26 protein-coding genes are annotated in these 26,603 nt (G+C 70.1%); 11 read left to right on the top strand and 15 right to left on the bottom strand.

Annotated elements, in window-relative coordinates; genetic code table 11:
- Positions 1-14: 14 nt before the first annotated feature.
- The 4 genes from OH768_RS44875 to OH768_RS44860 are packed head-to-tail and all read right to left on the bottom strand — an operon-like array spanning position 15 to position 4,081.
- The gene (locus OH768_RS44875; RefSeq protein WP_359610381.1) at positions 15-1,232 is read right to left on the bottom strand and encodes a histidine kinase; all 1,218 of its coding nucleotides are present in this window, start codon (positions 1,230-1,232) and stop codon (positions 15-17) included.
- A gap of 28 nt (positions 1,233-1,260) precedes the next feature.
- Entirely contained in the window at positions 1,261-2,973 is a 1,713-nt protein-coding gene (locus OH768_RS44870; RefSeq protein WP_406462498.1) for a cation acetate symporter, read from the bottom strand.
- Positions 2,970-3,329, bottom strand: coding sequence for a hypothetical protein (locus OH768_RS44865; protein WP_019070928.1), 360 nt, complete (start codon positions 3,327-3,329; stop codon positions 2,970-2,972). The genes OH768_RS44870 and OH768_RS44865 overlap by 4 nt, the downstream gene beginning before the upstream one ends.
- Positions 3,330-3,331: 2 nt before the next feature.
- Entirely contained in the window at positions 3,332-4,081 is a 750-nt protein-coding gene (locus OH768_RS44860) for a LytR/AlgR family response regulator transcription factor (RefSeq protein ID WP_406462496.1), read from the bottom strand.
- Positions 4,082-4,158: 77 nt separating this feature from the next.
- On the opposite strand from OH768_RS44860, the gene OH768_RS44855 reads away from it, so the two are divergent.
- From OH768_RS44855 to rocD, 3 genes are all read left to right on the top strand, one after another.
- Positions 4,159-4,662: an Lrp/AsnC family transcriptional regulator gene (locus OH768_RS44855; protein ID WP_406462494.1), complete on the top strand. Its 504-nt coding sequence runs from the start codon at positions 4,159-4,161 to the stop codon at positions 4,660-4,662.
- A 123-nt stretch (positions 4,663-4,785) separates the two neighbouring features.
- Complete coding sequence (gene ddaH, locus OH768_RS44850) at positions 4,786-5,598, top strand: dimethylargininase (RefSeq protein ID WP_406462492.1); 813 nt, start codon at positions 4,786-4,788, stop codon at positions 5,596-5,598.
- On the top strand, positions 5,595-6,833 hold the full coding sequence (rocD, locus tag OH768_RS44845; protein ID WP_359610389.1) for an ornithine--oxo-acid transaminase: 1,239 nt from the start codon (positions 5,595-5,597) through the stop codon (positions 6,831-6,833). Before ddaH ends, rocD begins: the two co-directional genes overlap by 4 nt.
- Positions 6,834-6,874: 41 nt before the next feature.
- Here the strand turns inward: rocD and OH768_RS44840 are convergent, their stop codons facing one another.
- On the bottom strand, positions 6,875-7,141 hold the full coding sequence (locus OH768_RS44840) for a hypothetical protein (RefSeq protein WP_359610656.1): 267 nt from the start codon (positions 7,139-7,141) through the stop codon (positions 6,875-6,877).
- Between the two features lie 340 nt (positions 7,142-7,481).
- On the opposite strand from OH768_RS44840, the gene OH768_RS44835 reads away from it, so the two are divergent.
- The 5 genes from OH768_RS44835 (at position 7,482) to OH768_RS44815 (ending at position 14,022) form a co-directional block, all read left to right on the top strand.
- Positions 7,482-8,747 carry an EfeM/EfeO family lipoprotein gene (locus OH768_RS44835; RefSeq protein ID WP_406462490.1) on the top strand — a complete coding sequence of 422 codons (1,266 nt, stop codon included), beginning with the start codon at positions 7,482-7,484 and terminating at the stop codon, positions 8,745-8,747.
- A complete protein-coding gene (efeB, locus tag OH768_RS44830) occupies positions 8,744-9,964 on the top strand; it encodes an iron uptake transporter deferrochelatase/peroxidase subunit (protein WP_406462489.1) in 1,221 nt (406 codons plus the stop codon). Before OH768_RS44835 ends, efeB begins: the two co-directional genes overlap by 4 nt.
- Positions 9,965-10,137: 173 nt before the next feature.
- Positions 10,138-12,015 (top strand): phospholipase C, encoded by a 1,878-nt coding sequence (locus tag OH768_RS44825; RefSeq protein WP_406462487.1) that lies wholly within the window; start codon positions 10,138-10,140, stop codon positions 12,013-12,015.
- 201 nt (positions 12,016-12,216) lie between these two features.
- The gene (locus OH768_RS44820) at positions 12,217-12,936 is read left to right on the top strand and encodes a lysophospholipid acyltransferase family protein (RefSeq protein WP_406462485.1); all 720 of its coding nucleotides are present in this window, start codon (positions 12,217-12,219) and stop codon (positions 12,934-12,936) included.
- Positions 12,937-12,996: 60 nt separating this feature from the next.
- Positions 12,997-14,022 (top strand): NAD-dependent epimerase/dehydratase family protein, encoded by a 1,026-nt coding sequence (locus tag OH768_RS44815; RefSeq protein WP_406462483.1) that lies wholly within the window; start codon positions 12,997-12,999, stop codon positions 14,020-14,022.
- 65 nt (positions 14,023-14,087) lie between these two features.
- Here OH768_RS44815 and OH768_RS44810 read toward each other — a convergent pair whose 3' ends face one another.
- The 9 genes from OH768_RS44810 to OH768_RS44770 form a co-directional block, all read right to left on the bottom strand.
- A complete protein-coding gene (locus OH768_RS44810; RefSeq protein ID WP_406462481.1) occupies positions 14,088-15,698 on the bottom strand; it encodes an alpha/beta hydrolase in 1,611 nt (536 codons plus the stop codon).
- A 134-nt stretch (positions 15,699-15,832) separates the two neighbouring features.
- Complete coding sequence (locus OH768_RS44805) at positions 15,833-16,600, bottom strand: urease accessory protein UreD (RefSeq protein ID WP_406462479.1); 768 nt, start codon at positions 16,598-16,600, stop codon at positions 15,833-15,835.
- Entirely contained in the window at positions 16,588-17,265 is a 678-nt protein-coding gene (gene ureG, locus OH768_RS44800; RefSeq protein ID WP_406462477.1) for an urease accessory protein UreG, read from the bottom strand. The genes OH768_RS44805 and ureG overlap by 13 nt, the downstream gene beginning before the upstream one ends.
- A 201-nt stretch (positions 17,266-17,466) precedes the next feature.
- Positions 17,467-18,141 carry an urease accessory protein UreF gene (locus tag OH768_RS44795; protein WP_406462475.1) on the bottom strand — a complete coding sequence of 225 codons (675 nt, stop codon included), beginning with the start codon at positions 18,139-18,141 and terminating at the stop codon, positions 17,467-17,469.
- Positions 18,142-18,154: 13 nt separating this feature from the next.
- Positions 18,155-19,876: an urease subunit alpha gene (locus OH768_RS44790; RefSeq protein WP_406462473.1), complete on the bottom strand. Its 1,722-nt coding sequence runs from the start codon at positions 19,874-19,876 to the stop codon at positions 18,155-18,157.
- Complete coding sequence (locus OH768_RS44785; protein WP_388110198.1) at positions 19,869-20,180, bottom strand: urease subunit beta; 312 nt, start codon at positions 20,178-20,180, stop codon at positions 19,869-19,871. Before OH768_RS44785 ends, OH768_RS44790 begins: the two co-directional genes overlap by 8 nt.
- Positions 20,181-20,189: 9 nt before the next feature.
- A complete protein-coding gene (locus OH768_RS44780; protein WP_010988499.1) occupies positions 20,190-20,492 on the bottom strand; it encodes an urease subunit gamma in 303 nt (100 codons plus the stop codon).
- Between the two features lie 177 nt (positions 20,493-20,669).
- Complete coding sequence (locus OH768_RS44775) at positions 20,670-20,957, bottom strand: type II toxin-antitoxin system Phd/YefM family antitoxin (RefSeq protein WP_406462471.1); 288 nt, start codon at positions 20,955-20,957, stop codon at positions 20,670-20,672.
- 558 nt (positions 20,958-21,515) lie between these two features.
- Positions 21,516-21,689: a hypothetical protein gene (locus OH768_RS44770; RefSeq protein ID WP_406462469.1), complete on the bottom strand. Its 174-nt coding sequence runs from the start codon at positions 21,687-21,689 to the stop codon at positions 21,516-21,518.
- A gap of 199 nt (positions 21,690-21,888) precedes the next feature.
- Between OH768_RS44770 and OH768_RS44765 the strand changes: the two genes are divergently transcribed.
- The 3 genes from OH768_RS44765 to OH768_RS44755 all read left to right on the top strand — a co-directional run bounded on the left by OH768_RS44765 (position 21,889) and on the right by OH768_RS44755 (position 25,455).
- Positions 21,889-23,838: an Ig-like domain repeat protein gene (locus OH768_RS44765; RefSeq protein ID WP_406462467.1), complete on the top strand. Its 1,950-nt coding sequence runs from the start codon at positions 21,889-21,891 to the stop codon at positions 23,836-23,838.
- 493 nt (positions 23,839-24,331) lie between these two features.
- Entirely contained in the window at positions 24,332-24,928 is a 597-nt protein-coding gene (locus OH768_RS44760; protein ID WP_406448757.1) for a winged helix-turn-helix domain-containing protein, read from the top strand.
- Positions 24,853-25,455 carry a transposase gene (locus tag OH768_RS44755; RefSeq protein WP_406448759.1) on the top strand — a complete coding sequence of 201 codons (603 nt, stop codon included), beginning with the start codon at positions 24,853-24,855 and terminating at the stop codon, positions 25,453-25,455. Before OH768_RS44760 ends, OH768_RS44755 begins: the two co-directional genes overlap by 76 nt.
- Before the next feature lie 236 nt (positions 25,456-25,691).
- Here the strand turns inward: OH768_RS44755 and OH768_RS44750 are convergent, their stop codons facing one another.
- Positions 25,692-26,462 (bottom strand): transposase, encoded by a 771-nt coding sequence (locus OH768_RS44750; RefSeq protein WP_406462465.1) that lies wholly within the window; start codon positions 26,460-26,462, stop codon positions 25,692-25,694.
- Between the last annotated feature and the right edge of the window lie 141 nt (positions 26,463-26,603).

Raw genomic sequence — 26,603 nt, 5'->3', positions numbered from 1 at the left:
CTACGCGCGTGCCGCTACTGCTCACTGCGGCGGCTCGCCGAGTGCACGCCCGGCTGGTACTTCGGCAGCCGGGCGGTGATCTTCATGCCCGCTCCTACGGCGGTCTCGATGACGAGGCCGTAGTCGTCGCCGTAGACCTGCCGGAGCCGGTCGTCGACGTTGGACAGGCCGATGCCGCCCGAGGGGCTGACCTCGCCCGCGAGGATGCGGCGCAGCAGGTCGGGGTCCATGCCGGCGCCGTCGTCCTCGATGACGACGAGCGCCTCGGCGCCCGCGTCCTGCGCGGTGATGCTGATGCGGCTCTTGCCCGCGGCATTCACAGCCTTGCCCTCCAGGCCGTGTTTGACGGCGTTCTCGACCAGAGGCTGGAGGCACAGGAACGGGAGCGCGACCGGGAGCACCTCGGGCGCGATCTGCAGGGTGACGGAGAGCCGTTCGCCGAATCGGGCCCGGACCAGTGCCAAGTAGTGGTCGATGGCGTGGAGTTCGTCGGCGAGGGTGGTGAAGTCGCCGTGCCTGCGGAACGAGTAGCGGGTGAAGTCGGCGAATTCGAGGAGCAGTTCGCGGGCGCGCTCGGGGTCGGTGCGGACGAACGAGGCGATCACGGCGAGCGAGTTGAAGATGAAGTGCGGGGAGATCTGGGCCCGAAGTGCCTTGATCTCGGCCTCGATCAGCCGGGTGCGGGACTGGTCCAGGTCGGCCAACTCCAGTTGGACGGAGACCCAGCGGGCGACCTCTCCGGCGGCCCGGACGAGGACGGCGGACTCGCGCGGCGCGCAGGCGACCAGCGCGCCGTGGACCCGGTCGTCGACGGTGAGCGGGGCGACCACCGCCCAGCGCAACGGGCAGTCGGGGGCGTCGCAGTTGAGCCGGAACGCCTCGCCGCGGCCGGTCTCCAGCGGGCCCGCGAGCCGTTCCATGATCTCGGCCCGGTGATGGTCACCGACGCCTTCCCACGCGAGGACCTGCTTCTGGTCGGTCAGACATAGCGCGTCGGTGCCGAGCAGCGTGCGCAGTCTGCGGGCCGAGCGGCGGGCCGTCTCCCCGGTGAGGCCGGCGCGCAGCGGCGGTGCGGCGAGGGAGGCAGTGTGCAGGGTCTGGAAGGTGGCGTGCTCGACGGGGGTGCCGAGTCCGCCGAGGCTCTCGGGGCGCGCAGTGCGCCGCCCGAGCCAGAACCCGGCGGCGAGCAGCGGGAGTACGGCGACACAGAGGCCGGCCAGGAATCCACTCATGCGCCCGCCTCCGTCACGTGCGGCGCTGTCACGCCTTCACCTCCGCCCGCAGTTCCTCCGGCAGATGGAAGCGCGCCAGGATCGCCGCCGTCCCCGTCGGCACCCGGCCCGGCGTGGCCAGTGACACCAGCACCATGGTGAGGAAGCCCAGCGGTACCGACCAGAGGGCGGGCCAGGCGAGCAGGGCGTGCAGGGCGCCGGTGCCGGGGAAGCCCGCCATGGTCGCGGCCACGGCGACGAACGCCGAACCGCCGCCGACCAGCATCCCGGCCGCCGCGCCGGGTGGGGTGAGCCGCGTCCACCAGATGCCGAGGACCAGCAACGGGCAGAAGGAGGAGGCCGATACGGCGAACGCGAGTCCCACGGCGTCGGCGACGGGCAGCCCGCCGACCAGGACGCTCGCCGCCAACGGGACGAGCATGGCGAGGACCGTGCCGAGCCTGAAGTGCCGTACCCCGCGCGCCGGGAGGACGTCCTGGGTGAGGACCCCCGCGACGGCCATGGTCAGTCCCGACGCGGTGGACAGGAAGGCGGCGAAGGCGCCGCCCGCGACCAGCGCGCCGAGCAGATCGCCGCCGACACCGCCGATCACGCGGTCGGGCAGCAGGAGTACGGCCGCGTCGGCGTCACCGGTGATGGTGAGTTCGGGGGTGTAGAGGCGGCCGAGGGCACCGTAGACGGGCGGCAGGAGGTAGAAGGCGCCGATCAGGCCGAGGACGGCGACCGTGGTGCGGCGGGCGGCGACGCCGTGCGGGCTGGTGTAGAAGCGGACGACGACATGCGGCAGGCCCATGGTGCCGAGGAAGGTGGCGAGGATGAGGCCGTACGTGGCGTACAGCGGGCGTTCCTCGCGGCTCGCGGCGAGCGAGGTCGACATGCCGCCGTTGGTGCCGCGGTCGGCGACGGGGACGGTGGCGCCCTTGGCGAAGGTGAGGCGGGTGCCGCCCGCGATGTGGTGGGTGCCGGTGGGGAGTTGGAGCCGTTCGGCACGGTGGCGCCGGCCGTCGACCGTGCCGTTCACCGTGACGGTCAGGGGGTGGTCGAGTTTGAGGTCGAGGGTGTCGTCGACGCGGACGACGCGCTGTTCGCGGAAGGTGGCCGGTTCCTCGAAGGCGTGCCGGGGTGCTCCGTCGCTCTGCCAGGCGAGGACCAGGAAGAGGGCGGGGACGAGCAGCGCGGTGAGCTTCAGCCAGTACTGGAAGGCCTGTACGAAGGTGATGCTGCGCATGCCGCCGGCCGCGACCGTGGCGACCACCACAACCGCCACGATGAGCCCGCCGAGCGAGTCGGGGGCGCCGGTGAGGACGGTCAACGTCAGCCCGGCGCCCTGGAGTTGGGGCAGGAGGTAGAGCCAGCCGACCCCGACGACGAAGGCGCCCGCGAGGCGTCGTACCCCGTGCGAGGCGAGCCGGGCCTCGGCGAAGTCGGGAAGGGTGTAGGCACCGGAGCGGCGCAGCGGGGCGGCGACGAAGAGCAGCAGGACCAGGTATCCGGCGGTGTAGCCGACCGGGTACCAGAGCATGTCGGGGCCCTGGACGAGGACCAGGCCGGCGATGCCGAGGAAGGAGGCTGCGGAGAGGTATTCGCCGCTGATGGCGGCGGCGTTGAGGCGGGGGCCGACGGTGCGGGAGGCGACGTAGAAGTCGGAGGTGGTGCGGGAGATGCGCAGGCCGAAGGCGCCGACGAGGACGGTCGCCACGACGACGAGGGCGACCGCCGGTACGGCATAGCTGGAGTTCATCGGTCCTCGACGAGGCGCACGAAATCGCGTTCGTTGCGTTCGGCGCGGCGCACGTACCAGAGGGCGAGCAGGACGAGCGGGGCGTAGAGGCAGAAGCCGAGGACGAGCCATTCGAGGCGGCGGGAGTCCGGGGTCGCCGCGAACACCAGGGGCAGCGGGCCGACGAGGAGTACGAGAACCGCGAACACCGTGAGGGCGGCGCGGAGTTGGGTGCGCATGAGGGAGCGGACGTAGGTGTGGCCGAGCGTGGTCTGTTCGTCGATCTCGGTGCGGGGGCGGGAGTAGCCGGAGGCGCGTCGGGTGCGGCGGGGCGGGCCGGTGACGACGACCCTGCGTTCGGTGGGTTCCTGAGGCACCGTCAGGACCTCCGCATCAGCAGGTCACGCAGTTCGCGGGTGTGGCGGCGGCTGACCTGGAGTTCCTCGCCGCCGACCAGGACGCTCACGGTGCCCGCGTCCAGGCGGAGTTCGCCGATGTGGCGCAGGGCGACGAGATGGCGGCGGTGGATGCGGACGAAGCCGCGCGAGCGCCAGCGGTCTTCGAGGGTGGAGACCGGGATGCGGACGAGGTGGCTGCCCCGGTCGGTGTGGAGCCGGGCGTAGTCGCCCTGTGCCTCGACGTGGGTGATGTCGTCGACGGCCACGAAGCGGGTGACACCGCCGAGTTCGACGGCGATGTGGTCGGGGTCGGGTTCGTGCACGGGTATTCGCGGTGCGGCGCCGCCGAGTTCGGCGGCCCGGCGCACGGCTTCGGCGAGCCGTTCCTTGCGGACGGGCTTCAGCACGTAGTCAACTGCCTTGAGGTCGAAGGCCTGTACGGCGAAGTCCTCGTGCGCGGTGACGAACACGACGAGCGGCGGCTGCGCGAACCCCGTCAACAGCCTTGCCAGGTCCAGTCCGTCGAGGCCGGGCATCTGGATGTCGAGGAAGACGACGTCGATGGCCTCGGGTCCGCCCGGGCCGGACTCCAGGGCGCGGTTGATACGGCGCAGCGCCTCGGTCGCGTCGCCCGCGCCCTCCGCGCTGCCGACGCGTGGATCGGCGTTCAGCAGATAGAGCAACTCCTCCAGCGAGGGGCGTTCGTCGTCGACGGCGAGGGCGCGCAGCATGAACGTGGAGTGTAGGAGGAATTCGTACGCCTGGACATGTGCCCGGCGTGGACGTCCGCGCTGGATACAGTGCCGACATGAACAGCAGGACCACCCCGTTCGACGAGCTCGACCGGAAGATCATCAACGCGCTGATGGCGAACGCCAGGACCAGCTTCGCCGAGATCGGCGCGTCGATCGGGCTGTCCGCGACGGCCGTGAAGCGGCGGGTGGACCGGCTGCGGGAGACGGGTGTGATCACCGGTTTCACGGCGACCGTACGGCCGTCCGCGCTCGGCTGGCGTACGGAGGCGTACGTGGAGGTGTACTGCGAGGGCGCCGCGCCCCCCAGGCGGCTCGCGGAGGTGGTGCGCAACCATCCGGAGATCACCGCGGCGATGACGGTGACCGGTGGCGCGGACGCGCTGCTGCACGTGCGGGCCACCGATGTGGACCACTTCGAAGAGGTGCTGGAGCGGATCCGGCAGGAGCCGTTCATCCGGAAGACGATCAGCGTGATGGTGCTGTCTCACCTCCTCCCGGAAAGCCCGGAAGCGGGCGCCACCCACCCCGCCCCGGACGACGCATCAGACCTGCGCTGAGACCGTCTAAGACGCAGCATTCCTGCGCAGACACGCAGCCTTCATCGCTTGTCGCGCGTATTGGTCTCTTCCTACCTTGGTGTCAACCCCAGTCGACATCACAGGAAGCGGAGGAACCCCTCTGTGCCCGAGACCCGTGTGCGGCGCCGGCGGCGCTTTCTCGTCTGCGAACCCAGACACTTCGCCGTGCAGTACGCGATCAACCCCTGGATGCATCCCGACGCCCAGGTCGACGTCGATCTCGCCCAGGAGCAGTGGCGAACACTGATCGACACCTACCGCGAGCACGGCCACACCGTCGACACCGTGCCCCCGGCCCCCGGCCTCCCGGACATGGTGTTCGCCGCGAACTCGGCGGTCGTCGTCGAAGGCCGTGTCTTCGGCTCCTTCTTCCACGCGCCCGAGCGGCGCCCCGAGTCCGACCACTACGACATGTGGTTCAAGGCGGCCGGCTACGACGTCCACCGCCCCGAGTCGGTCAGCGAGGGCGAGGGCGACCTGATCCCGACCGGCCGCTATCTGCTGGCCGGCACCGGGTTCCGTACGGCTCGCGAGGCCCATCGCGAGGTGCAGGAGTTCTTCGGCGTCCCGGTGATCAGCCTGACGCTGGTGGACCCGTACTTCTACCACCTCGACACGGCGCTGTTCGTCCTCGACGAGGACAACATCTGCTACTACCCGGAGGCGTTCTCGCCGGGCAGCCGCGAGGTGCTCGCGCGGCTGTTCCCGGACGCGGTGCTCGCGACCCGCGAGGACGCGATGACGTTCGGCCTCAACTCCGTCTCCGACGGCCTGCACGTCTTCATCGCGCCCCAGGCCGAGGCACTGGCCGCGCGCCTCGCCGAACGCGGCTACGTCCCCGTCCCCGTCGACCTGTCGGAGTTCCACAAAGCCGGCGGCGGCATCAAGTGCTGCACCCAGGAGATCCGATCATGACTGCGCCCACCCGTGAACCCGCCGGCACCCGTACCTCCGCCGACCTCATCCGCGCCGAGGAGCCGGTCCTCGCGCACAACTACCACCCGCTGCCCGTGGTCGTCGCCCGCGCCGAGGGCACCTGGGTGGAGGACGTCGAGGGCCGCCGCTATCTCGACATGCTCGCCGGCTACTCCGCCCTCAACTTCGGCCACCGCCACCCCGCGTTGATCGAGGCCGCCCACCGCCAGCTCGACCAGCTGACGCTCACCTCCCGCGCCTTCCACAACGACCGCCTCGCCGAATTCGCCGAACGGCTCGCGGAGTTGACCGGCCTCGACATGGTGCTCCCGATGAACACCGGCGCGGAGGCGGTCGAGAGCGGGATCAAGGTGGCCCGCAAATGGGCCTACGACGTGAAGGGCGTCCCCGCCGACCGGGCCACCATCGTCGTCGCGGCGGAGAACTTCCACGGCCGTACGACGACGATCGTCAGCTTCTCCACCGACGAGACGGCACGGGCGGGCTTCGGCCCCTTCACGCCGGGCTTCCGGATCGTGCCGTACAACGACCTCGCGGCGCTGGAGGCGGCGGTCGACGAGACGACGGCGGCGGTGCTGATCGAGCCCATCCAGGGCGAGGCCGGGGTGATCATCCCGGACGCGGGCTATCTGGCCGGGGTGCGTGAACTCACCACCCGCAAGGGCTGCTTGTTCATCGCGGACGAGATCCAGTCGGGCCTCGGCCGCACCGGCCGCACCCTCGCCGTCGAGCACGAGGGTGTCCTCCCGGACGTGCTGCTCCTCGGCAAGGCGCTGGGCGGCGGCATCGTGCCCGTGTCTGCGGTGGTCGCGCGGCGCGAGGTGCTGGGGGTGTTGCACCCGGGCGAGCACGGGTCGACGTTCGGCGGGAACCCGCTCGCCGCGGCGGTCGGCACGGCGGTCGTCGAGCTGCTGGAGACCGGTGAATTCCAGCGCAGGGCAGCCGAGTTGGGCGTGGTCCTGCGGGACGGTCTGACCGAGCTGGTCGGCAAGGGTGTCGTCGGTTTCCGCTCACGCGGCCTCTGGGCGGGCGTGGATGTCGACCCGGCGATCGGAACCGGCCGCGAGATCAGCGAACGCCTCATGCGCGAGGGCGTGTTGGCCAAGGACACCCACGGCTCCACGATCCGGCTGGCCCCGCCGCTGACCATCACGGCGGACGAACTCCGGTCCGCGGTGGGCGCGTTGGAGAGGGTGCTGACGCAAGGGGCGTGAGGTGGCGGGTGGTTGGACCGGCGCTCAGGCGCCGGTCCCAACTACTGCTCGCCCGTGGGAGCGCCGGTATCGGCCAGGGCCGCCTGCGCGAGCAGACGACGCGCCAGGTCGCGGGCCTCGTCCACGGTCAGCGAGGCCCAGAGCCCGGGTTCGCCGCGCACGACCGGGCCCACGTCCAGGGTGACCCGGGTGATCGGCCGCTCGGGGAGCGCCAGCAGCAGCCGCTTCACCGCGACCTGCCGGCCGCAGGTGGTCACCAACGGCGTTTCACCCGACGGCGGGAGCGGCTCCTGCCCTGACCGAATCATCTCGTCCACGACCCTTCTCTGAATACCCGGCGAGGTACCAGGAGCAGCGCCCGACGGGCCCGGGTTGTTCCCGGGCCCCGGTTGCGCCACCCGTCCGGACCGTCGCCAGGAGCAGCTGCTCGTGTTCGGCTTCGGTCAGCGGCGAGGCCTCGCCGTCCCAAGCCCACCGTGCAGACCCGCGCAGCGGACCGTGGTGGCCCCTGGCCCCCTGATGAACCCCGGGCGAATTCTCGCCCGCCCTCCGGTCAGAACAGGGTCAAGGGACGCGGCGAAGGCCCTGGCGCCCTCATAAGATCGCTGGTACCGCCACCTTTCGTACGACTCCCCCTGGAGGCCCGGCGTGCCCGAAACCGCGCGCGGCGCCGAAACCGAACCCGAGCCTGGTCCGCCATCGCCGGCATCGGTCCCCACGGCCCGTCGCCGTACCGTCCTGCTCGCGGCCGGTGCCCTGGTCGCCGTGGCGGCCGTGGCGGCGGGTGTGCTGACCGCCCGGGAATCCGGCTCGGGCGGGAAGGCCGCTGCCGCTGCCGACGGGCTGCCGCACACCACCGTCGAGGTCGCGGCCTCCGGCTGCGGCAGCGGCTGGACGCACCCGCGGGCGGGGCATCAGGTCTTCGAGCTGCACAACACGTCGAGCACGGCGGCCGAGGTGTATCTGACCGACCCGACGAGCGGCGCGGTCTACGGCGAGGTCGAGGGGCTGGCGCCGGGGACGGTACGGCCGCTCGGGGTGACCCTGGGGAACGGTTCGTACGCCTTCAGATGTCTGCCCGACGACGCCGACGCCGTGACCGGGCCCACCGTGCGGATCACCGGGTCGAAGGTGAGGAGCGGACCGGCGGCCGTCCCGATCACCCAGCAGGAGCTGATCCCGCCGACGCTCGCCTACCAGAAGTGGATCCGGGCCCGGACCGTCGAACTGGCCCGGAAAACCGACGTGTTGCGTGCCGCGGTCGATCACGGTGATCTCGCGGCGGCACGCAGGGCGTGGCTGCCCGCGCATCTCGTCTACGAGCGGATGGGCGCCGCCTACGGCACCTTCGGCGACTCAGACGGGGCGATCAACGGCACTACGGCCGGGCTCGCGGGCGGGGTCCGCGACGCCGGGTTCACCGGGTTCCACCGGGTCGAGTACGGGCTGTGGCACGGCGAGTCGGCGAGCGAGCTGCGCGGACCGGCGGACCAACTCGCCAAAGATGTCCACGCGTTGGAGAGCAGCTGGCCCTCCCAGCGGATGGATCCGGCCGACACCGGGCTGCGCGCGCACGAAATCCTGGAGAACACCGTGCAGTTCGAGCTGACCGGCCGCACCGACTACGGCAGCGGCACCAACCTGGCCACCGCCCGCGCCAACCTCGACGGCACCCGCGTACTGCTCGGATATCTGGGCCCGTTGCTGAAGACCCGGGACGCGGGCTACGGCGAACTCGGCGACCGGATGGACCGGGCGCAGCACACCCTGGACGGCTTCGGCCGCTCCGGGAAGTGGACGCCGTTGGCCCAACTCACCCGTCCGCAAAGGGAGAAGGCCGACTCCGACCTCGGCGGACTGGTCGAGCGGCTGGCCGATGTGGCCGCCCTCACGGACGTACGGAGGACCGCGTGAAGCGCGGACACGAGGTGGGCCGCCGGGGTTTCCTGGCGAGCGCGGCAGCCGTGGCCGGTGCCGGTCTGGTGACCGCCGACCGGGGTACGGCGTCGGCCGCCGCGGCGGAGACCAGTGCGCGCGTGCCCTTCCACGGGCTCCATCAGGCGGGGATCATCACCCCGGCACAGCGTGCCACGGCGTTCGTCTCCTTCGACACGACCGCCGAGAACCGGGCCGAACTCACCGACCTGCTGCGGACGTTGACCGACCGGGCGCGTTTCCTGACCTCCGGCGGCAGCCCGGAGGATCTGGGCATCACCGCGCCGCCCGCCGACTCCGGCACCCTGGGCCCGGACCTCCCGGCCGACCGGCTGAGCGTCACGGTCGGCATCGGCGCCTCCCTCTTCGACGACCGCTACGGGCTCGCGAAGCGCGTGCCCCGCCGGCTGACCGCGATGCCCGCCTTCCCCGACGACGACCTCAACTCCGCCTGGTGCCACGGTGATCTGAGCGTGCAGTTCTGCGCCGAAACCTCCGACACCGTGCTGCACGCCCTGCGCGATGTCACCCGGCACACCCGTGGCGGTATGCAGGTGCGCTGGCGGACGGACGGTTTCATCAGCCCGCCGCGCCCCTCGGGCACCCCGCGCAACCACCTCGGCTTCAAGGACGGCATCGCCAACCCGGAGGTGACCGACGCCCGCGCGATGAACGACCTCGTGTGGGTGGGCAGTAGCAGTGGCGAACCGGGCTGGACGACCGGCGGCAGCTATCAAGTCGTACGCCTGATAAGGATGTTGGTGGAGTTCTGGGACCGGGTCTCCATCACCGAGCAGGAGCGGATGTTCGGCCGCGCCCGGGACACCGGCGCCCCGCTGGACGGACGGCACGAGAAGGACACCCCGAACTTCGCCCAGGATCCGCAGGGCGAGGTGATCCCGCTCGACAGCCACATCCGGCTGGCCAACCCGCGCACCGCGCAGAGCGCCGACCAGCGCATTCTGCGCCGGGGCTACAACTACGACCGGGGCATGGACAGCAACGGCAACCTCGACATGGGCCTGCTGTTCTGCTGCTACCAGCAGGACCTGGCCCGGCAGTTCGAAACCGTGCAGAAACGCCTGGCCGGTGAACCGCTGGTCGACTACGTCTCGCCGTACGGCGGCGGCTACTTCTTCGCCCTGCCCGGGGTCCGCGACACCGCCGACTGGCTGGGCCGCACCCTGCTGGCCTGAGAGCACGGTCAAGGACAGGCCAACAGACCATGAGAAATTCCTGACCGGGCGTTCGCTCCCGCGTCATTGCCGCTCCCCCGCCCCGCCGTCACCATTGCCCAGGCTACGGCCGTAGGCGTCACGGCCAAGGGTGGCGTGGCAGCGAGAACAGTGCTCCCGGAAGGCGAGACAGCATGATCGGCACAGAAAGAATCCCAGGCGCGCGGCGCGGGTTGACCCGCGTGGGCGCCCTGCTCGGCGCGGCGGCGCTGGCCACGGCTGGCGGGGTCGTCCCCGCGGCGGCGAACTCCGGCGGCCACCAGCCCTCCGGCAGCACACACACGGCCACCCCGATCAAGCATGTGGTGGTGCTCTACGACGAGAACATCTCGTTCGACCACTACTTCGCCACCTACCCACAGGCCGCCAACACGGACGGCACGGAGTTCAAGGCCGCGGCGCACACGCCGAAGGCCGACAACCTGCTCAACGCCGGGCTGCTGAAGAAGAACCCGAACCTCTACCCGCCCACCCGGCTGAGCAGTTCGCAGGTGATGACCTGCGACCAGAACCACTCCTACGGCCCCGAGCAGTACGCGGCCGACGGCGGCAAGGCCGACAAGTACGTCGAGAACACCGAGGTCAACAAGTGCACCGGCCTGTTCGGTGAACCCGGTCTGGTGATGGACTACTACGACGGCAACACCGTCACGGGCATGTGGAACTACGCCCAGCAGTTCGCGCTGAACGACCACTCCTTCAGCTCGAACTTCGGTCCCTCGACGCCCGGCGCCCTGAACCTGATATCGGGTCAGACGCACGGTGTGATCTCGGTCGACCCGGCCTCCGGCACCGAGAACCCGAAGCAGACGACGACCCCGGACTCGTACGCCGTGGTCTCCCCGGACGCCAAGGGTGTCGGTACGGTCGTCAACGACCCCGACCCGGCCTTCGACGACTGCTCGGACAAGGACCACACCGCGACCAGCGCGCTCGCGGTGATGCAGGGCAAGAACATCGGTGACCTGCTCAACAACAGGGGTGTGACCTGGGGCTGGTTCCAGGGCGGCTTCCGGCCCAGCACCGCGTGGGACGGCAAGAGCGGTGACTACGCGAAGTGCGCGGGCACCACGCACACCAACGTGGGCGGCGCGGCCTCCGAGGACTACAGCCCGCACCACTCGCCGTTCGAGTACTACAAGTCGACGTCCAACCCGCACCACCTGGCGCCGAAGTCCGTCGCCGAGATCGGCCACAACGGCCGGGCGAACCACAACTACGACCTGACGGACTTCGACGCGGCGCTGAAGGCGAACAGCCTTCCCGCGGTGAGCTTCCTGAAGGCGGCCGAGTACCAGGACGGGCACGCCGGTTACTCGGACCCGGCCGACGAGCAGAACTTCCTGATCAAGGAGATCAACGCGATCCAGAAGTCGCCCGAGTGGAAGTCGACGGCGGTCGTGATCGCCTACGACGACTCCGACGGCTGGTACGACCACGTGACCTCCAAGGTGCTCAACGGCTCCAAGGACTCCACGGTCGGCTCGAACGGCAAGGCCACCGACAGCCCGGCCTGCCAGTCCGGTCCGGCGGCGCAGGGCGGCTACGCGGACCGCTGCGGTCCCGGCACCCGGCAGCCGCTGCTGGTCATCTCGCCGTACAGCAAGGTCAACAGGATCGACCACACGCCCACCGAGCAGGCGTCGATCACCCAGTTCATCGAGGACAACTGGCACACCGGCCGGATCGGTGACGCGTCCTTCGACCAGCGGGCCGGCACCCTCTCCGGCATGTTCGACTTCAAGCACCCGAACGACAAGCAGGTGCTGCTGAACACGAACGGCTCCGTGCAGTCGGTCAAGCGGATCCCGCACTACTCCCAGACGTCGTCGACGGCCACCACGGCCCCGTACCCGGCGTACGTCCAGGACCTCAAGGCGCAGAACGTCGCCGCCGGCGGGACCGCCTCCAACACGCCGGCGATCGCGATCGGCGCGGGTCTTGTCACCGCCGCGGGCGCGACCACCGCGCTCGCGCTGTACCGCCGCAGGACGCGCACCGCGTCCGTGTAAGTCCCGGCGGACCGGGGGCAGTTCCGTCCCGAGGGCGGCGAGGAGTTCCTTCTCGCCGCCCTCGGCCGTGTCTGCGGCGCGCTGATCGCCACCGGTTCCACGCGGCGCCGCCTGCCCCTACACTGGCAGCCCACGAGAGACCGGATGACCTGCGAGAACAGATCGGTCGAGCCGACCCGCCGGAGTGAGGAGCGACCCCCCTTGTTCTACTACGTCCTGAAATATGTGATTCTGGGTCCCTTGCTCAGACTGGTCTTCAGGCCCCGCATCGAGGGTCTCGACCACATACCGGAGTCGGGCCCGGCGATCGTCGCAGGCAACCACCTCTCGTTCTCGGACCACTTCCTGATGCCGGCGGTCCTCAAGCGCCGGATCACGTTCCTCGCCAAGGCCGAGTACTTCACCGGCCCCGGCATCAGGGGCCGCCTCACCGCGACGTTCTTCCGCAGCGCGGGCCAGATCCCGGTCGACCGCTCCGGCAAGGAGGCGGGCCAGGCCGCGATCCGCGAGGGCCTCGGCGTCCTCAGCAAGGGCGAGCTGCTCGGCATCTACCCGGAGGGGACCCGCTCGCACGACGGCCGCCTCTACAAGGGCAAGGTCGGCGTCGCGGTCATGGCCCTGAAGGCCCAGGTGCCCGTCATCCCCTGCGCGATGATCGGTACCTTCGAGGCCCAGCCGCCCGGCAAGGTCATCCCGAACATCCACCCGGTGACCATCCGGTTCGGCAAGCCCCTCGACTTCTCCCGCTACGAAGGCATGGAGAACGAGAAGGCCATCCTGCGCGCCATCACCGACGAGATCATGTACGCGATCCTGATGCTCTCCGAGCAGGAGTACGTCGACCAGTACGCGGCCGTCGCCAAGGCGGAACAGGCGGCTGCCGCGAAGGAACGCAAGTTCCCGCGCCTGCCGCTGAGTTAGCCCTCTGCCGTCGGCAGAACAGCCGGGCGCGGAAGGCCGTACGAGTCGTATCGTCCCGGCATGAGACCTGCTGTGGTGATCGGAGCGACGGGACAGATCGGGCGGGTCGCCGTGGGCGCGCTGGCCCGGGACGGCTGGGAGGTGACGGCCGTCTCGCGGGGCGGCGAGCGGGACCGGGACTGGCCCGACGACGTACGCGTCGCAAGGGCCGACCGGGAGGACGGCAAGGCTCTCTCCGCGGTGGTCGGCGACGGGTGCGACGTCCTGGTGGACCTGGTCGCCTACGGGCCGGAACACGCGCGGCAGTTGACCTCGCTCGCCGACCGGGTCGGCTCGGCGGTGGTGATCTCCAGCGTGTCGGTCTACGAGGACGACAAGGGCCGCACCTTCGACACCCAGCAGGAACCGGACGGCTTCCCCGTGTACCCGGTGCCGATCACGGAGGACCAGCGCACGATCCGCCCGGGCGAGGCGTCGTACAGCACGCGCAAGGCCGGTCTGGAGCACGAACTCCTCGCGGCGGGCGGCCGGTTGCCCAGCACGCTGCTGCGCGCGGGCGCGATCCACGGACCGCACTGCCGGACTCCGCGGGAGCTCTACTTCGTCAAGCGCAACCTGGACGGCCGGCGCCGACGCGTCCTTCCTTACGGCGGACGCAGCCGCTTCCACCCGGCAGGTGTCCACAACATCGCGGAGTTGATCCGGCTGGCCGCCTCACGGCCCGGTTCCCGGGCGCTCAACGCCGTGGATCCGGACGCGCCGACGGTGGCGGAGATCGCCGCCGCGATCGACGCGGTGATGGGCGTCGAGACGGAGAGCGTGCTGGTGGACGGCCCGGCCCCGTCCTCCACCGTGGGCGAGACGCCCTGGTCGGTGCCGACGCCCGTGGTGTGCGACATGTCCGCCGCAGAGCGGGAGTTGGGCTACCGCCCGGTGGCCCGGTACGCGGAGACGCTGCCGGAGACCATCGCCTGGATCGAGGGGCGACTGGCCGGACGGGACTGGCGCGAGGCGTACCCGAAGATGCTCGCCGCGTACGGCGACCTCTTCGACTACGCGGCCGAGGACGCCTGGCTGGCGAGATGACGAAGGGGCGGCCGGAGATCCGGCCGCCCCTTCGTCACATAGGACTACTGCCTACGACCTGCTGCTTACGGCACCGGCGTCGCGTGCGGGGTGCACGTCACGTCGGAGGCGTCCAGCTTGCCGGTGAGGAAGTAGGCGTCCACACGGGAGTTGATGCACGGGTTGACCAGTCCGGTCACACCGTGGGAGCCCGCGTCCTTCTCGGTGATCAGGCGGGAGCCCTTGAAGCGCTGGTGCAGTACGACGGCGCCCTCGTACGGAGTAGCGGCGTCACGCTGCGACTGCACGATGAGAACCGGCGGCAGACCCTTGCCGGTCTTGACCTCGACCGGGGACTGCTGCTTGACGGGCCAGGTGGCGCACGGCAGGTTCATCCAGGCGTTGGACCAGGTCAGGAACGGGTACTGCTTGTTGAGCGCAGTGTTGTCCTTGTCCCACTTCGCCCAGCTGGTGGGCCACTTGGCGTCGGTGCACTCGACGGCCGTGTAGACGGCGTTGCCGTTCTCCGAGGTGATGTTGCCCGCGGTGTCCGACATGTCGGGCGAGGCCGCGTCGATCAGCGGCTGGGGGTCACCGGCGAAGTACTTGCTGAACGCGGTGGCGACCGGCACCCACGAGGAGTCGTAGTACGGGGCGCCCTGGAAGAAGCCGAGCAGCTCGGCCGGACCGACGACCCCGCCGAGCGGGCTCTTCTTGGCGGTGGCGCGCAGCTGCAGCCACTTGGCCTGTACGGCGTCGCGCGTGGTCCCCAGGTGGAAGGCCGCGTCGTTCTTCGCGACCCAGTCCTCCCAGTCCTTCCAGCGGCCCTCGAAGGCGACGTCCTGGCCGAGGTTGGCCTCGTACCAGATGTTGTCGCGCGCCGGGTTGACGACGCTGTCGACGATCATCCGGCGGACGTGGCTCGGGAACAGGGTGCCGTAGACGGCGCCGAGGTAGGTGCCGTAGGAGACGCCCAGGTAGTTGAGCTTCTTCTCGCCGAGGGCGGCGCGGATGACGTCCAGGTCGCGCGCGGTGTTCGGCGTGGTCATCTGCGCGAGCATGGTGCGGCCGGTGCGCTCGGCGCAGCCGTCGGCGTACTCACGGGCCAGCTTGCGCTGCGCGTTCTTGTCGGCCGTGCTGTCCGGTACCGGGTCCGCCTTGGGCGCCTTCACGAACTCCTGCGGGTCGATGCAGGAGATGGGCGCCGAGTGGCCGACACCGCGCGGGTCGAAGCCCACGAAGTCGTACGCCTTGGACGTGTTGACCCACAGCGGGTTCTTGGTGGTGACCCGGAGCGGGAAGCGCATGCCCGAGCCGCCCGGCCCGCCGGGGTTGTAGACGAGCGCGCCCTGGCGCTCCGCCGCGGTGCCGGTGCTGACCGCGCGGTCGACGGCGAGCTTGATCTTCTTGCCGTTCGGCTTGGTGTAGTCGATCGGCACGGTGACCCAGCCGCACTGGACCGGCTTCGCGAAGCCCCAGGCGGCGGGGCAGTCCTGCCAGTCGATCCCGGCCTTCGCGGCGCGGGCGGCGGCGAGCGCGGCGCCCTGGGCGGCCGCACGGTCCTGCCCGTGACCCGCGGTCTGGGTGGTCTGCGCGTTGGCCGTGGGTGCCACCACGGCGCCGGCTATCAGAGCCGCCGCGGCGAACCCGGCCGACCCGAACGCCGTGACGCGGCTCCTCGGACTGATGAACCTCAAGTGGGCCCCTCCCCGTACTCAGTTGCGAAATGGTCTCGGGGGATCCTCCCGGCTGTGAGGTGTCTGAGGACAGAGGCTGTTGACCTTCTTTACCAATCCGATAAGCGGAAACCCACGTCCCGCTCAGCGGATACTCACCCGAGCGACGCCAATGCCTCGTCCAGCACCCGCCGCAACCGCAGCCCGTCGGCCGCGACAGCCGTCACCAGCACGGCCGGCCCCGCCAACGGCGCCAGCGCCGCGCACTCCCCCAGCATCCGCGCCGCAGGCGGCTCCTGGGTGAACTCCGTCCGTACGACGACGAGTTGCCCCACCGCGCGATGTCCCGCGAGGACGGCGGGCCCGTCCCAGCCGCCCGGCGCTCCGGGACCGCAGGCCAACTCCTGGTCCAGCACGGTCCGTCCGGCGATCCGCAGCGTGAGACGGCTGGTGAGCCGCCCGGGCTCCTCACCGACCCGCCCGAGCACCTGCTCCTCGCGCAGCACCAGGCGGGCGGAGCCGGCGAGGTCGACGCGGGTGGTGACGTGCAGATCGCTACCGCACACGGAGATCAACTGCTCGGGCAGCCAGTGCAATTCGCCACCATCGGCAACGTCGATCCGCACGTCGTACCGCGACTCGCCCTTCGCCTGCCCGGGCAGCGCGATGGTCGCCGCGGCCGACCCGACCCGCAGCCGCGCCCCGCTCTCCACATCGGCCTCGACGGCGAAGTGATCCCCGCCCAGCGGCCCGCTCATCGCCCCGACGAGCATGACCCGAGCCTCTGCGCCACTCCCCCGGGTCCGGCGCAGCGCGAGCGGCCCGTCCCCCTCCAGCACGGGCAGCGCGGTGCCGCCGCGCCCGTCGTCCCGGGCCACGATCCGCGCGGTGGCCCGAACGCCGGTCGCGATCACGCGGCCCACGCGGCGAGTTGTGCCCGCACCCAGCCGGCCACGTCCGTGACCCCCGCCTCGGTCCGCAACGACTGGAAGACAACGGGCAGTTCGGCCCGCTGAGCCTTCGCGTCGGCGGCCATCCGCCCGAGATCGGACCCCACGTACGGCGCGAGGTCGGTCTTGTTGACGACCAGCAGATCGGCGGTGGTGACGCCGGGCCCGCCCTTGCGCGGGATGTCGTCCCCGCCGGCGACGTCGATCACGAAGATCTGCGCGTCGACGAGCCCCTTGGAGAAGGTCGCGGTGAGATTGTCCCCGCCGGACTCCACGAGGATCAGGTCCAGCGGCCCCACCTCGTCCTCCAGGTCCTCGACCGCTTCGAGGTTGGCCGAGATGTCGTCCCGGATCGCCGTGTGCGGACAGGCCCCCGTCTCGACGGCACTGATCCGCTCGGGCGGCAACACGGCCTCCCGCAGCAGGAATTCGGCATCCTCACGGGTGTAGATGTCATTGGTGACGACGGCGAGCGAGAGTTCGTCACGCAGGGCCCGGCAGAGCGCGGCGACGGTGGCCGTCTTACCGGAACCGACGGGACCGCCGAGTCCGATACGGAGGGCACGGCGGGTGCCGTCCGGACGACGGGCATCGGCACTGACGGCGGCGGGGCCGTCGTGGGTGTGGTCGAGGTGCATGGGGCGGCTCCTTCTGGTTTCCTGCGGGACTTTGGGAGGTCTTACAACGCGGGCCGGCACCCTTCAGCGCGTCCGGCGTTTGAGGACGGGGCCGTTCAGGCCGACCCGGGGGTCCGGGGGGCGGAGCCCCTGGGAGCGGGGTCGAAGGGGCAGGGCCCCTGGTGACGGGACGGCTAGGGGTGGCGGGGGCGAGAAACCCCCCTACGACGCGAACAACCGAACAGCCCAAGCCGCATGCGCCTCCGCCCCGATCTCCAGCAACGGCGCGGATGCGCAGGGCAGTTCATCGACCCCGCCGTCCAGCACCCGCCGCCCCGCCTCCACCGCCCGATCGGCGACAAGGTCCAACTCCGGCGCCAACCGCGCCAGTACGGCCGTAGCGTCGAACGGATCGAGACTCAGCAACCGCACCGTCGCGGACGCGGGCCCACTCACACTTTCGTAGGCCGCGCAGTACGCCGCGTCCTCGGCCCCGAGACCGGCCGCCCGAGCGACCAGCCCCAGCACGACCGGCTGATGCGCACCCTTCGGGAACTCCCGTGCCAGCGCGTCGAGTTCGGCGGACGGCCAGGTCGCACGCGCGGCCCGCATCAACTGCCGCCCGAGCTTCCGCGCAGCGGTCCGCAACGCGGGCGACGGCGTCCGCGCGTCGGCCGCCGCGTCCAACTCCACCGGATCGACGCCGAGTACGGCCGCCGCGGCCAGCGAGGCGGACACGAGACCGGCCGTGTGCAGCCGCCCCCGGCAGAAGTCGCCGAGGCTCGCCGCCCCGGTGACCCGCCCGACCTTGACGGCGGCTTCCGCCCCGCCGGAGTGCGCGTGCCCGCCGGCGGGAAAGCGCCCGTCGGCGAGAACCAGCAGTGCTCCCCTGCTCATCGCGGCCCTGCCATCAGAAGAGGAAGTACCGCTGAGCCATGGGCAGTTCGGCGGCCGGAGTCGCCTCGACGAGCTCCCCGTCGATGTGCACGGCGAAGCTGTCGGGGTCGACCTGGACGCGCGGCCGGGCATCGTTCTCCCGCATGTCGGCCTTGGTGACCGCGCGGGTGGACTCGATGGCGACGAACTTCTTGCCGAGGTCGAGCCGTTCCGGCAGCCCGTCATCGATCGCCAACTGCGCCACGAAGTTGAAGGAGTTGGCGGCGGGCGCCCGTCCGATCGCGCCGAACATGGGCCGAGGCAGGATCGGCTGCGGGGTCGGGATGGACGCGTTGGCGTCGCCCATCTGCGCGTACGCGATCTGGCCGCCCTTGATGACGAGGTGCGGCTTGACGCCGAAGAACGCCGGTTCCCACAGCACGAGGTCGGCGAGCTTGCCACTCTCGACGGAGCCGATCTCGCGGGCGAGGCCCTGTGCGAGGGCGGGGTTGATCGTGTACTTGGCGATATAGCGCCGGACGCGGTGGTTGTCGGCCCGCCCGTCGCCGGGGAGTGCTCCCCGCCGCCGCTTCATCACATGGGCCGTCTGCCAGGTCCGCATGATGACCTCGCCGACCCGGCCCATCGCCTGCGCGTCGGAGGAGATGATCGAGATGGCGCCGAGGTCGTGGAGGATGTCCTCCGCGCCGATGGTCGAGGGCCGGATGCGGGACTCGGCGAAGGCCAGGTCCTCGGGGACGGCCGGGTTGAGGTGGTGGCAGACCATCAGCATGTCGAGGTGTTCCTCGGCGGTGTTGACGGTGTAGGGGCGGGTCGGGTTGGTGGAGCTGGGCAGCACGTGCGGCTCGGAGACCACGGTCATGATGTCGGGCGCGTGCCCGCCGCCCGCGCCCTCGGTGTGGTACGCGTGGATGCCGCGTCCGGCGATCGCGGCGAGGGTGTCGCCGACGAACCCGGCCTCGTTCAACGTGTCGGTGTGGATGGCGACTTGGATGCCGGTGCGGTCGGCGACGGTGAGCGAGGCGTCGATGACGGCGGGAGTCGAGCCCCAGTCCTCATGCAGCTTCAGTCCCAGCGCTCCCCCTCGGATCTGGGACATCATCGCGTCGTGCGAGACGGTGTTGCCCTTGCCGAGGAAGCCGATGTTGAGCGGGTACTGCTCCATCGCCGCCATCATCCGGGCCAGATGCCAGGGGCCGGGCGTCACGGTGGTCGCCTTGGAGCCCTCGGCCGGTCCGGTGCCGCCGCCCACCAGCGTGGTGACCCCGGCGGAGAGCGCCTCGTCGGCGATCTGCGGACAGATGAAGTGCACGTGCGCGTCGACGGCACCGGCCGTGAGGATGCGTCCGTTGCCCGCGATGACCTCGGTCTCGGGGCCGATCACCAGGTCGGGGTGGATGCCGTCCATGGTGTCGGGGTTGCCGGCCTTGCCGATGCCGGTGACGCGGCCGTCGCGGATGCCGACGTCGGCCTTGACGATGCCCCAGTGGTCGACGATGACGGCGCCGGTGATGACGGTGTCGGGGGTGCCTTCTGCGCGCGTAGCACGCGCCTGGCCCATCGACTCGCGGATGACCTTGCCGCCGCCGAACACGGCCTCGTCACCGGCGAGTCCGGGACCGCCGGAACGGTCCTCCTCGATCTCGATCAGGAGGTCGGTGTCGGCGAGCCGGATACGGTCGCCGGTGGTCGGTCCGAAGAGGTCCGCGTACGCGGCGCGGGAGATCTCAGGCATCGAGGGCACCTCCGGTCTCCCCGCGCAGTCCGGGCACGACACGGGCGCCGACCAGCGGGACGAGTTCGACGTCGACGGGGATCCCCGGTTCGAAGCGCACGGCGGTACCGGCGGCGACGTTGAGCCGCTTGCCGCGCGCGGCGGCGCGGTCGAACTCGAGCCCGGGGTTGGCCTCGGCGAAGTGGTAGTGGGAGCCGACCTGGACGGGCCGGTCGGCGGCGTTGAGGACGGTCATCCGTGTGACCTCGCGCCCCGCGTTGTAGACGATCGGGTCGTCCGCGAACAGGATCTCGCCGGGAATCATCGAGGCCTCCTACACGATCGGGTCGTGGACGGTGACGAGCTTGGTGCCGTCCGGGAAGGTCGCCTCGACCTGTACGTCGTGGATCATCTCGGGTATGCCCTCCATGACGTCGTCCCTGGTGAGCAGCTTGCGCCCGGAGGACATCAGCTCGGCGACGGTACGGCCGTCACGGGCGCCCTCCAGGATGTGCGACGTGATGAGGGCGACCGCCTCGGGGTGGTTGAGCTTCAGACCACGGGCCCGGCGCTTCTCGGCCACGTCGGCCGCCACATGGATCAGCAGCCTCTCTTGCTCGTGCGGGGTCAGTTGCACGCTCCCACCTCACAGTCCTCGCTCCGGACCGTGCGGGGTCCGGCTGCCGCGGCCCCCGGGCAAAGTCCCCGGTGGCGTGGATCGGCAGGCTAGTTGGACCGGGTTTCAAGCAAGTTAACCGAGCTGTGATCAGGACAATCACATCTACGCCCGTAGAGCCGCCCCTCGACCACGCGGCTAAGAGGGGTTCGGGCCCAGATGCTCGGCCGCGATGCCGAAGCGCTGGTGTTCGCGGGGAGCGGACGCGACCTCGCGGACGTGCGAGACGGAACTGATCACCGGCTCATCGGCGTTCGCGTCCAGCTTGTCGAGTTCGTCGAGTCGCTCCAGGTCGGCGGCGGAGACCAGCGCGACAAGGGGCTTGCCGTGCCGTGTCACGACGACGCGCTCACCGCCGTACACCACCCGGTTGATCAGGTCGGCGAGCTCAGCCCTGGCTTGCGTCACCGGAATCTCGTAGGCCATACCCCCTAGCTTACGGGGCGTCCATCTGGCTCACCGTGGTCGGTGACGACATCAAAGTTCCAGGTCAGGGGCTCTCGCGCGCTCCCGTTCGCTCTGGTCAGTGAGAAATATGTGAGACGGGGTGAGACGAAGAGCTGTTCTGTCGCACTGAATCCTGGCAGGTCTCCGGTGCGGCGGAACGCCCCGCTCCGACCGACCCTGCGCAGAACTCCGGCCGGGCGGGTGCTTGCCCGTCGACGCACCGGAGGCTGAGCGGATCTCCACCCAGCCTCCATATCGGCAAGCTGTGGTGGGCATCATGCGTGCGGCGTACTCCTGTCCCCGGCACTCGCCCGGTTGTTGGCCACCACCGTCGCGGTCCTCGCCCGCGACCCCGTCCGCCGCACCGACGCCCGGTACGCTCTGCGCCTGCTCCTGACCTGCCACACCCCCCACAGTGAATGCCGCTGCCACGGGGCATCGGGTCCGTCCGCGCTGCACCTCGGGGACATCCACCCAGATTCGCCACCACGCCCGCCCGCTTCACCTTCAACGCCGTTTCCGGGACCTAAGTCGTGATCAGGAACGTACGAGCGGGCCGATGGCGGCGATGAAGGTGTTGTGCGCGGCCCTGGCGTCGCCGGCCAGCCGGTCGCGGTCGGTCTGGTCGGACGCCTCGTGCAGAGTGAAGGTGAGGTCGACGATCCGGTCGGCGAACTCCAGAACGGGCGGGTCGTCGGTGAGCAGCTGCACTCGTACCTCTTCAACCGGAGAACGTGGTGATCGTCGCCAAGGGCGAGCCGGTTGAGGACGACATCTTGGACCCAGGTGCCGATGGGGGCCGACAGGCGCCGCAGGGTGTGTCAGAGCTTTGCCCTACGCTTCACCCACCGGTCGCAGGGCCGGTCGGCCGTATACCGGCCGCACCCTTGGGGGGTCAATTCCCGTGCGTATGCGCACACTTCCGGCTGCCGTCGCGACGGCAGCCCTCTTCAGTTCCGTGCTGCTCGGCGCCGGCCCCGCGGCTGCCGACACCAGCGTGCCGATCAGCGTCGGCGACGTCCGCGACACGGTCGTCGACGGCGCGCACCAGCACCTCTTCATCAGCGGCGACAGCGTGATCACGGTCGTCGACTACACCGGCAGGGTGATCCAGACACTCACCGGCCTGTCCGGGGTTTCGGACCTCCTGCTGAGCCCCGACGGCGGCACCCTCTACGCCGCGGTCACCGACGCCGACAAGATCGTCGCCTTCGACACGGCGACGCTCACGCAGAGCGCCGAGTACCCGACCGGCGCCGGAACGGCGCCGCGCCACATCGCGCTCACGCAGGGCCGGATCTGGTTCGGCTACGGCGACCAGTGGGATTCCGGGCTCGGCGAGGTCGACCTGACCGCGAGTCCGGCAACCGTGACACTCGACCTCGCCGGCGGCCACGACTTCGCCAGCACGCCGATGCTGTATGCCGACCCGGCCAACCCGGACACCCTGGTCGCCCTGGACGGCGGAATCAGCTCCGGGCCGATCGTCGTCTACGACGTCTCCTCCGGCACTCCGGTCATCCGCGTCACGAAGGACGAGGGCGGCTTCTACGGGGACGCCGCGTTCACTCCGGGCGCGCAGTCGATCGTGGTGGTCGGGCAGGGGTACCGGGCGGTCACCGAATACCGGCTCTCCGACCTTGCAAAGGTACACGAGTACCCGGTCAAGGACGAGCCGGAGACCGTCACGGTCGCCCCGGACGGCACCATCGCAGCGACCACGCTGGACACCGAGAACACCGGCGACACCTACGTCTTCCCCGGCGGCGCCGACGCCCCGGCCAGCGTCCGCAACCTGTCGAGCGCCTGGATGCCCTGGGGCGGCCATTCCACCTCCTGGTCCGCGGACGGCACCAAGCTGTTCGTGCTGACCGGATCATCCGGCTCCATGCAGTTCCAGACGGTGAACGAACCACGCAAGTACGTCACCACACTCGCCGTCAACGCCCCGGCCACCGCCCCGCGCGCCAAGACCCTCACCGTCAAGGGCACCCTCAGCGCCGGTCTCCTACCGCCTGCCGGGACACCGGTGAACGTCGTGCGCACCGACCTGCTCTCCCCAACGGGCAAGTCCCTGGGCACCACGGTGCTGGGCGCCGGCGGCGCGTTCTCGTTCACCGACGTGCCCCCGGCCGGCGGCACGGTCCGCTACACGGTGACGTATCCCGGGGACGCCGCGCACACCCCGGCGTCCGCCTCGGACACCGTCGCCGTCTCCCGCACCACACCGGCCCTGACGCTCACCAACAACAAGACGACGTACACCTACGGCAAGAACGTCGTCTTCACCGCCCACCTCGGCACCACCTACACCAACCGCACGGTGGAGATCTGGGCCGACCCCTACGGCCCGGACAAACCCAACAAGCTGATCAAGAGCGGCAAGGTGGACGCGCACGGCAACCTGACGGCGACCGTCACCATGTTCCGCGACACCGCGGTGAGCGCCGTCTTCAAGGGCGATCCCCGCTACAGCCCGCGGACCGTCAAATCCACCGCGTACGCGCACATCAAGACCGCCAGCTCGCTGTCCAAGTACTACCGCACCGGCACGATCGGCTCGACCCGCTATCGCTACTACCACAAGAACACCGACGCGATCCTGACCACCACGATGACGTACTACAAGAGCCGCAAGGAACGCCTGGACCTCCAGGTCTACTCCAACGGCAGGTGGTCCACGACCGACTCGGAGTACTTCGCGCTCGGCACGAACGGCAAGTGCATCGTCAACCTCGGCCACCCCGGAACCGCGGGCGTCCGCGCCCGGGTCCGCACGTCGTACCTCGATCCTGCCTCCGGCGACAGCGTGAACACCACGACCTACGGCGCCTGGCAGTACCTCTACTTCACCAGCTGACCCACGCAGCCCCCGGGACGGGCGGTGGCGCGGAGACTTGTGTGCAACAACCGTGAGTTCGTCGTGGCGCTCAATGCCGCGACTTGGGGTCTGATCAGGTAGTTCGCAGGTAGCAGCCCGCGTACCTGCATGTGGATCATGATGGAGCTTCGTGAATCACGAAGCTCCATCATGATCCACACCGGCTCGCCAGTCCGTCTGCTCGGTGACCTGCGGCAATGACGGAAGAAGCCCCGGTTGAACCCACGAGATATTGCGCAGTAGCAAAGCACGGCGGTCGACCGTCACTCACCGTGATTGCAAGGCGAACCCTGCGGATGAATACGCGACACCGCAACATGTGCACCTACCAGCCCCAGGGGCCTTGGTTGGCTGCTCCGAGAGCCATGCTCGCGACGGTCCGCAGCTTCGCCGGCCGGTGCATCCGCCGGAACGCCTCGCGCTGGTGGGCCTCGATGGCCCCCTCGACCTCTGCTGCTAGAGATCTTTAACGGTGCGGGTTACGTCTGGTCGTGACGGTTGGCGTCGGCTGCGCTATGCCGGAGGGGTGAGGTATCCCGATGGCGGTGGGCTGACGGCCGAGGAGCGCGATCGGCGTGAGCAAGTCCGGCTCGCGGCAGCCGACTTGATCGAGGCGGGGGCCAGTGACCGGGAGGTGGCCCGGCAGTTCCGGGTGACCCGGATGTCGGCGAACCGCTGGCGCCGGGCCCTGGCTTCGGGCGGTCGCCAGGCGCTGGTCTCCAAGGGTCCCGGCGGCGCTCGCTGCAAGCTCTGCGCGGGTCAACTGCGTGCTCTGGAGGCGGTATTGGAGGCCGGTCCGGCCACGTGCGGATGGAGTGACCAGTGCTGGACGCTGGCCCGCATCGGCGAGGTCGTGCGCCGCCGGTTCGGCGTCGATTACACCCTGGCCGGGCTGGATCTGCTGCTGCACCGCATCGGCTGGAGCGTGCAGGTCCCGGCCCGGAAGGCCAGCGAGCGCAACGAGGCGCAGATCGCCGCCTGGAAGGACGAGCAGTGGCCCGTCATAAAAAGAGGGCGGCGGACCTGGGCGCCTGGCTCTGCTTCGAGGACGAGGCAGGTCAGGGCCTGAGGCCGCCCAAGGGCCGCACCTGGGGCCGCCGGGGCTGCACGCCGGTCGTGAAGGTCACCGCCGCGGGCACCAAACGCGTCTCCATGGCGGCGCTGATCTGCACGAAGGCCGGCCGCAGGCCACGGCTCATCTACCGCATCCACCTGGACCGCGGCCCCGCCAAAGGCCGGCGCAAGGGCTTCACCGAGACCGACTACGCCCGCCTGCTCGATGCCGCACACCAGCAGCTCGGCGGTCCCATTGTCTTGGTCTGGGACAATTTGAACACGCACGTCAGCCACACCATGGGGGAGCTGATAGCCGCACGGTTATGGCTGACCGTCTACCAGCTGCCCCCGTACGCGCCGGAGTTCAACCCGGTCGAGGGCGTGTGGTCGCACCTGAAGAGATCGCTGGCCAACCTCACCAAACACAGCCTCGACCAGCTCACCGCACTGGTCAGGACCCGGCTGAAACGGATGCAGTACCGGCCCCACCTCATCGAAGGGCTCATCGCCAAGACCGGACTCGACCTCCAACCGCCGTAACCCCAGCCATTGAAGATCTCTAGCGTGGCGGCCGAGCGGCCGAGCCGTCAGGGGACGGGCGGCCCGCCAGAAACTGCCGCACGTCCTTGACCCGCTTGTCCTTGCGGAAGTCGGCGATGTAGTCGTGATAGGCGCCGCGCGGGGTGAGCCTCGTCCGCTTCCGCCAGGGGACCGAGTGGGCTAAGCGTTGTCCCGTAAATGATCTTTAATGTGCTGGATGACCTGCCGTTTCTCCGTCACCCGACGAGTGCGAGGTTGTGCAGGCGGGCGATGCCGAGCATGGCGTGGTGGACACCGGCCCCTTTGAGGCGGCAGTCGCGGAGGATTTTCCAGGTCTTCATGCGGGCGAAGGCGTGCTCGACGCGTGCACGTACTTTGCGATGGGAGGTGTTGTGTTCCTCTTTCCACGCCGGGAGTTCGGCCTGGCCGGGTTCGCGGCGGTGTGGGATGACCAGGCCGGTGCCGCGGTAGCCGCCGTCCGCGATGACCGTGGTCTTGCCGACGGCGTCCTTCGCGCCGGACAGTTCCCACGCCTTGCAGTCGTTGCGGTTGCCGGGCAACGGGCGGCCGACGGCGACGACGAGCCTGGTGTCGGCGTCGATGACGACCTGGTGGTTGGTCGAGTAGCGGTAGTTCTTCGACTGCTCGGCGACCTGGTGATCGCGGGTGGGAACCAGGGTGCCGTCCACAATCAGCACGGCGTCCTTGCGGAACCGCCTGCGTTGCTGGAGGGCGAGCGCGGGTCCGAGGTGGTCGATGATGCGGTCGGCGGCCGACTTCGACACCCCGAACAGCGGCGCCAGTTGGCGCAGCGTCAGGTTCGTCCGCCAGTACGCGGCGACCAGCAGCACCCGGTCCTCAAGCGGCAGGCTCCACGGCCGGCCCTTGCGCACCGGATCTGCCCCCTCGCGTCGCAACGCCGTGATCAGCTTCCCGAACTGACGCGCACTCAGCCCGGTGAACGGGGCTATCCAGGACGGCTCCGACGCCGTGATCACACCAGCCACGACAAGATCATCTCATCCCTGACCAGCAGTTACGGGACAAGTCTTAGCACGGTGCCGCATTGGCGTGATTTCTGCATGTCTGTTGGTGCACACGCACGCATACGTGCAGATGATGAGATCGACGAAACCCTTAGCGGCAAG

This window comes from Streptomyces sp. NBC_01622, assembly GCF_045209635.1.
Lineage (GTDB): Bacteria > Actinomycetota > Actinomycetes > Streptomycetales > Streptomycetaceae > Streptomyces.
This window is presented reverse-complemented; position numbering and strand designations above follow the sequence as displayed.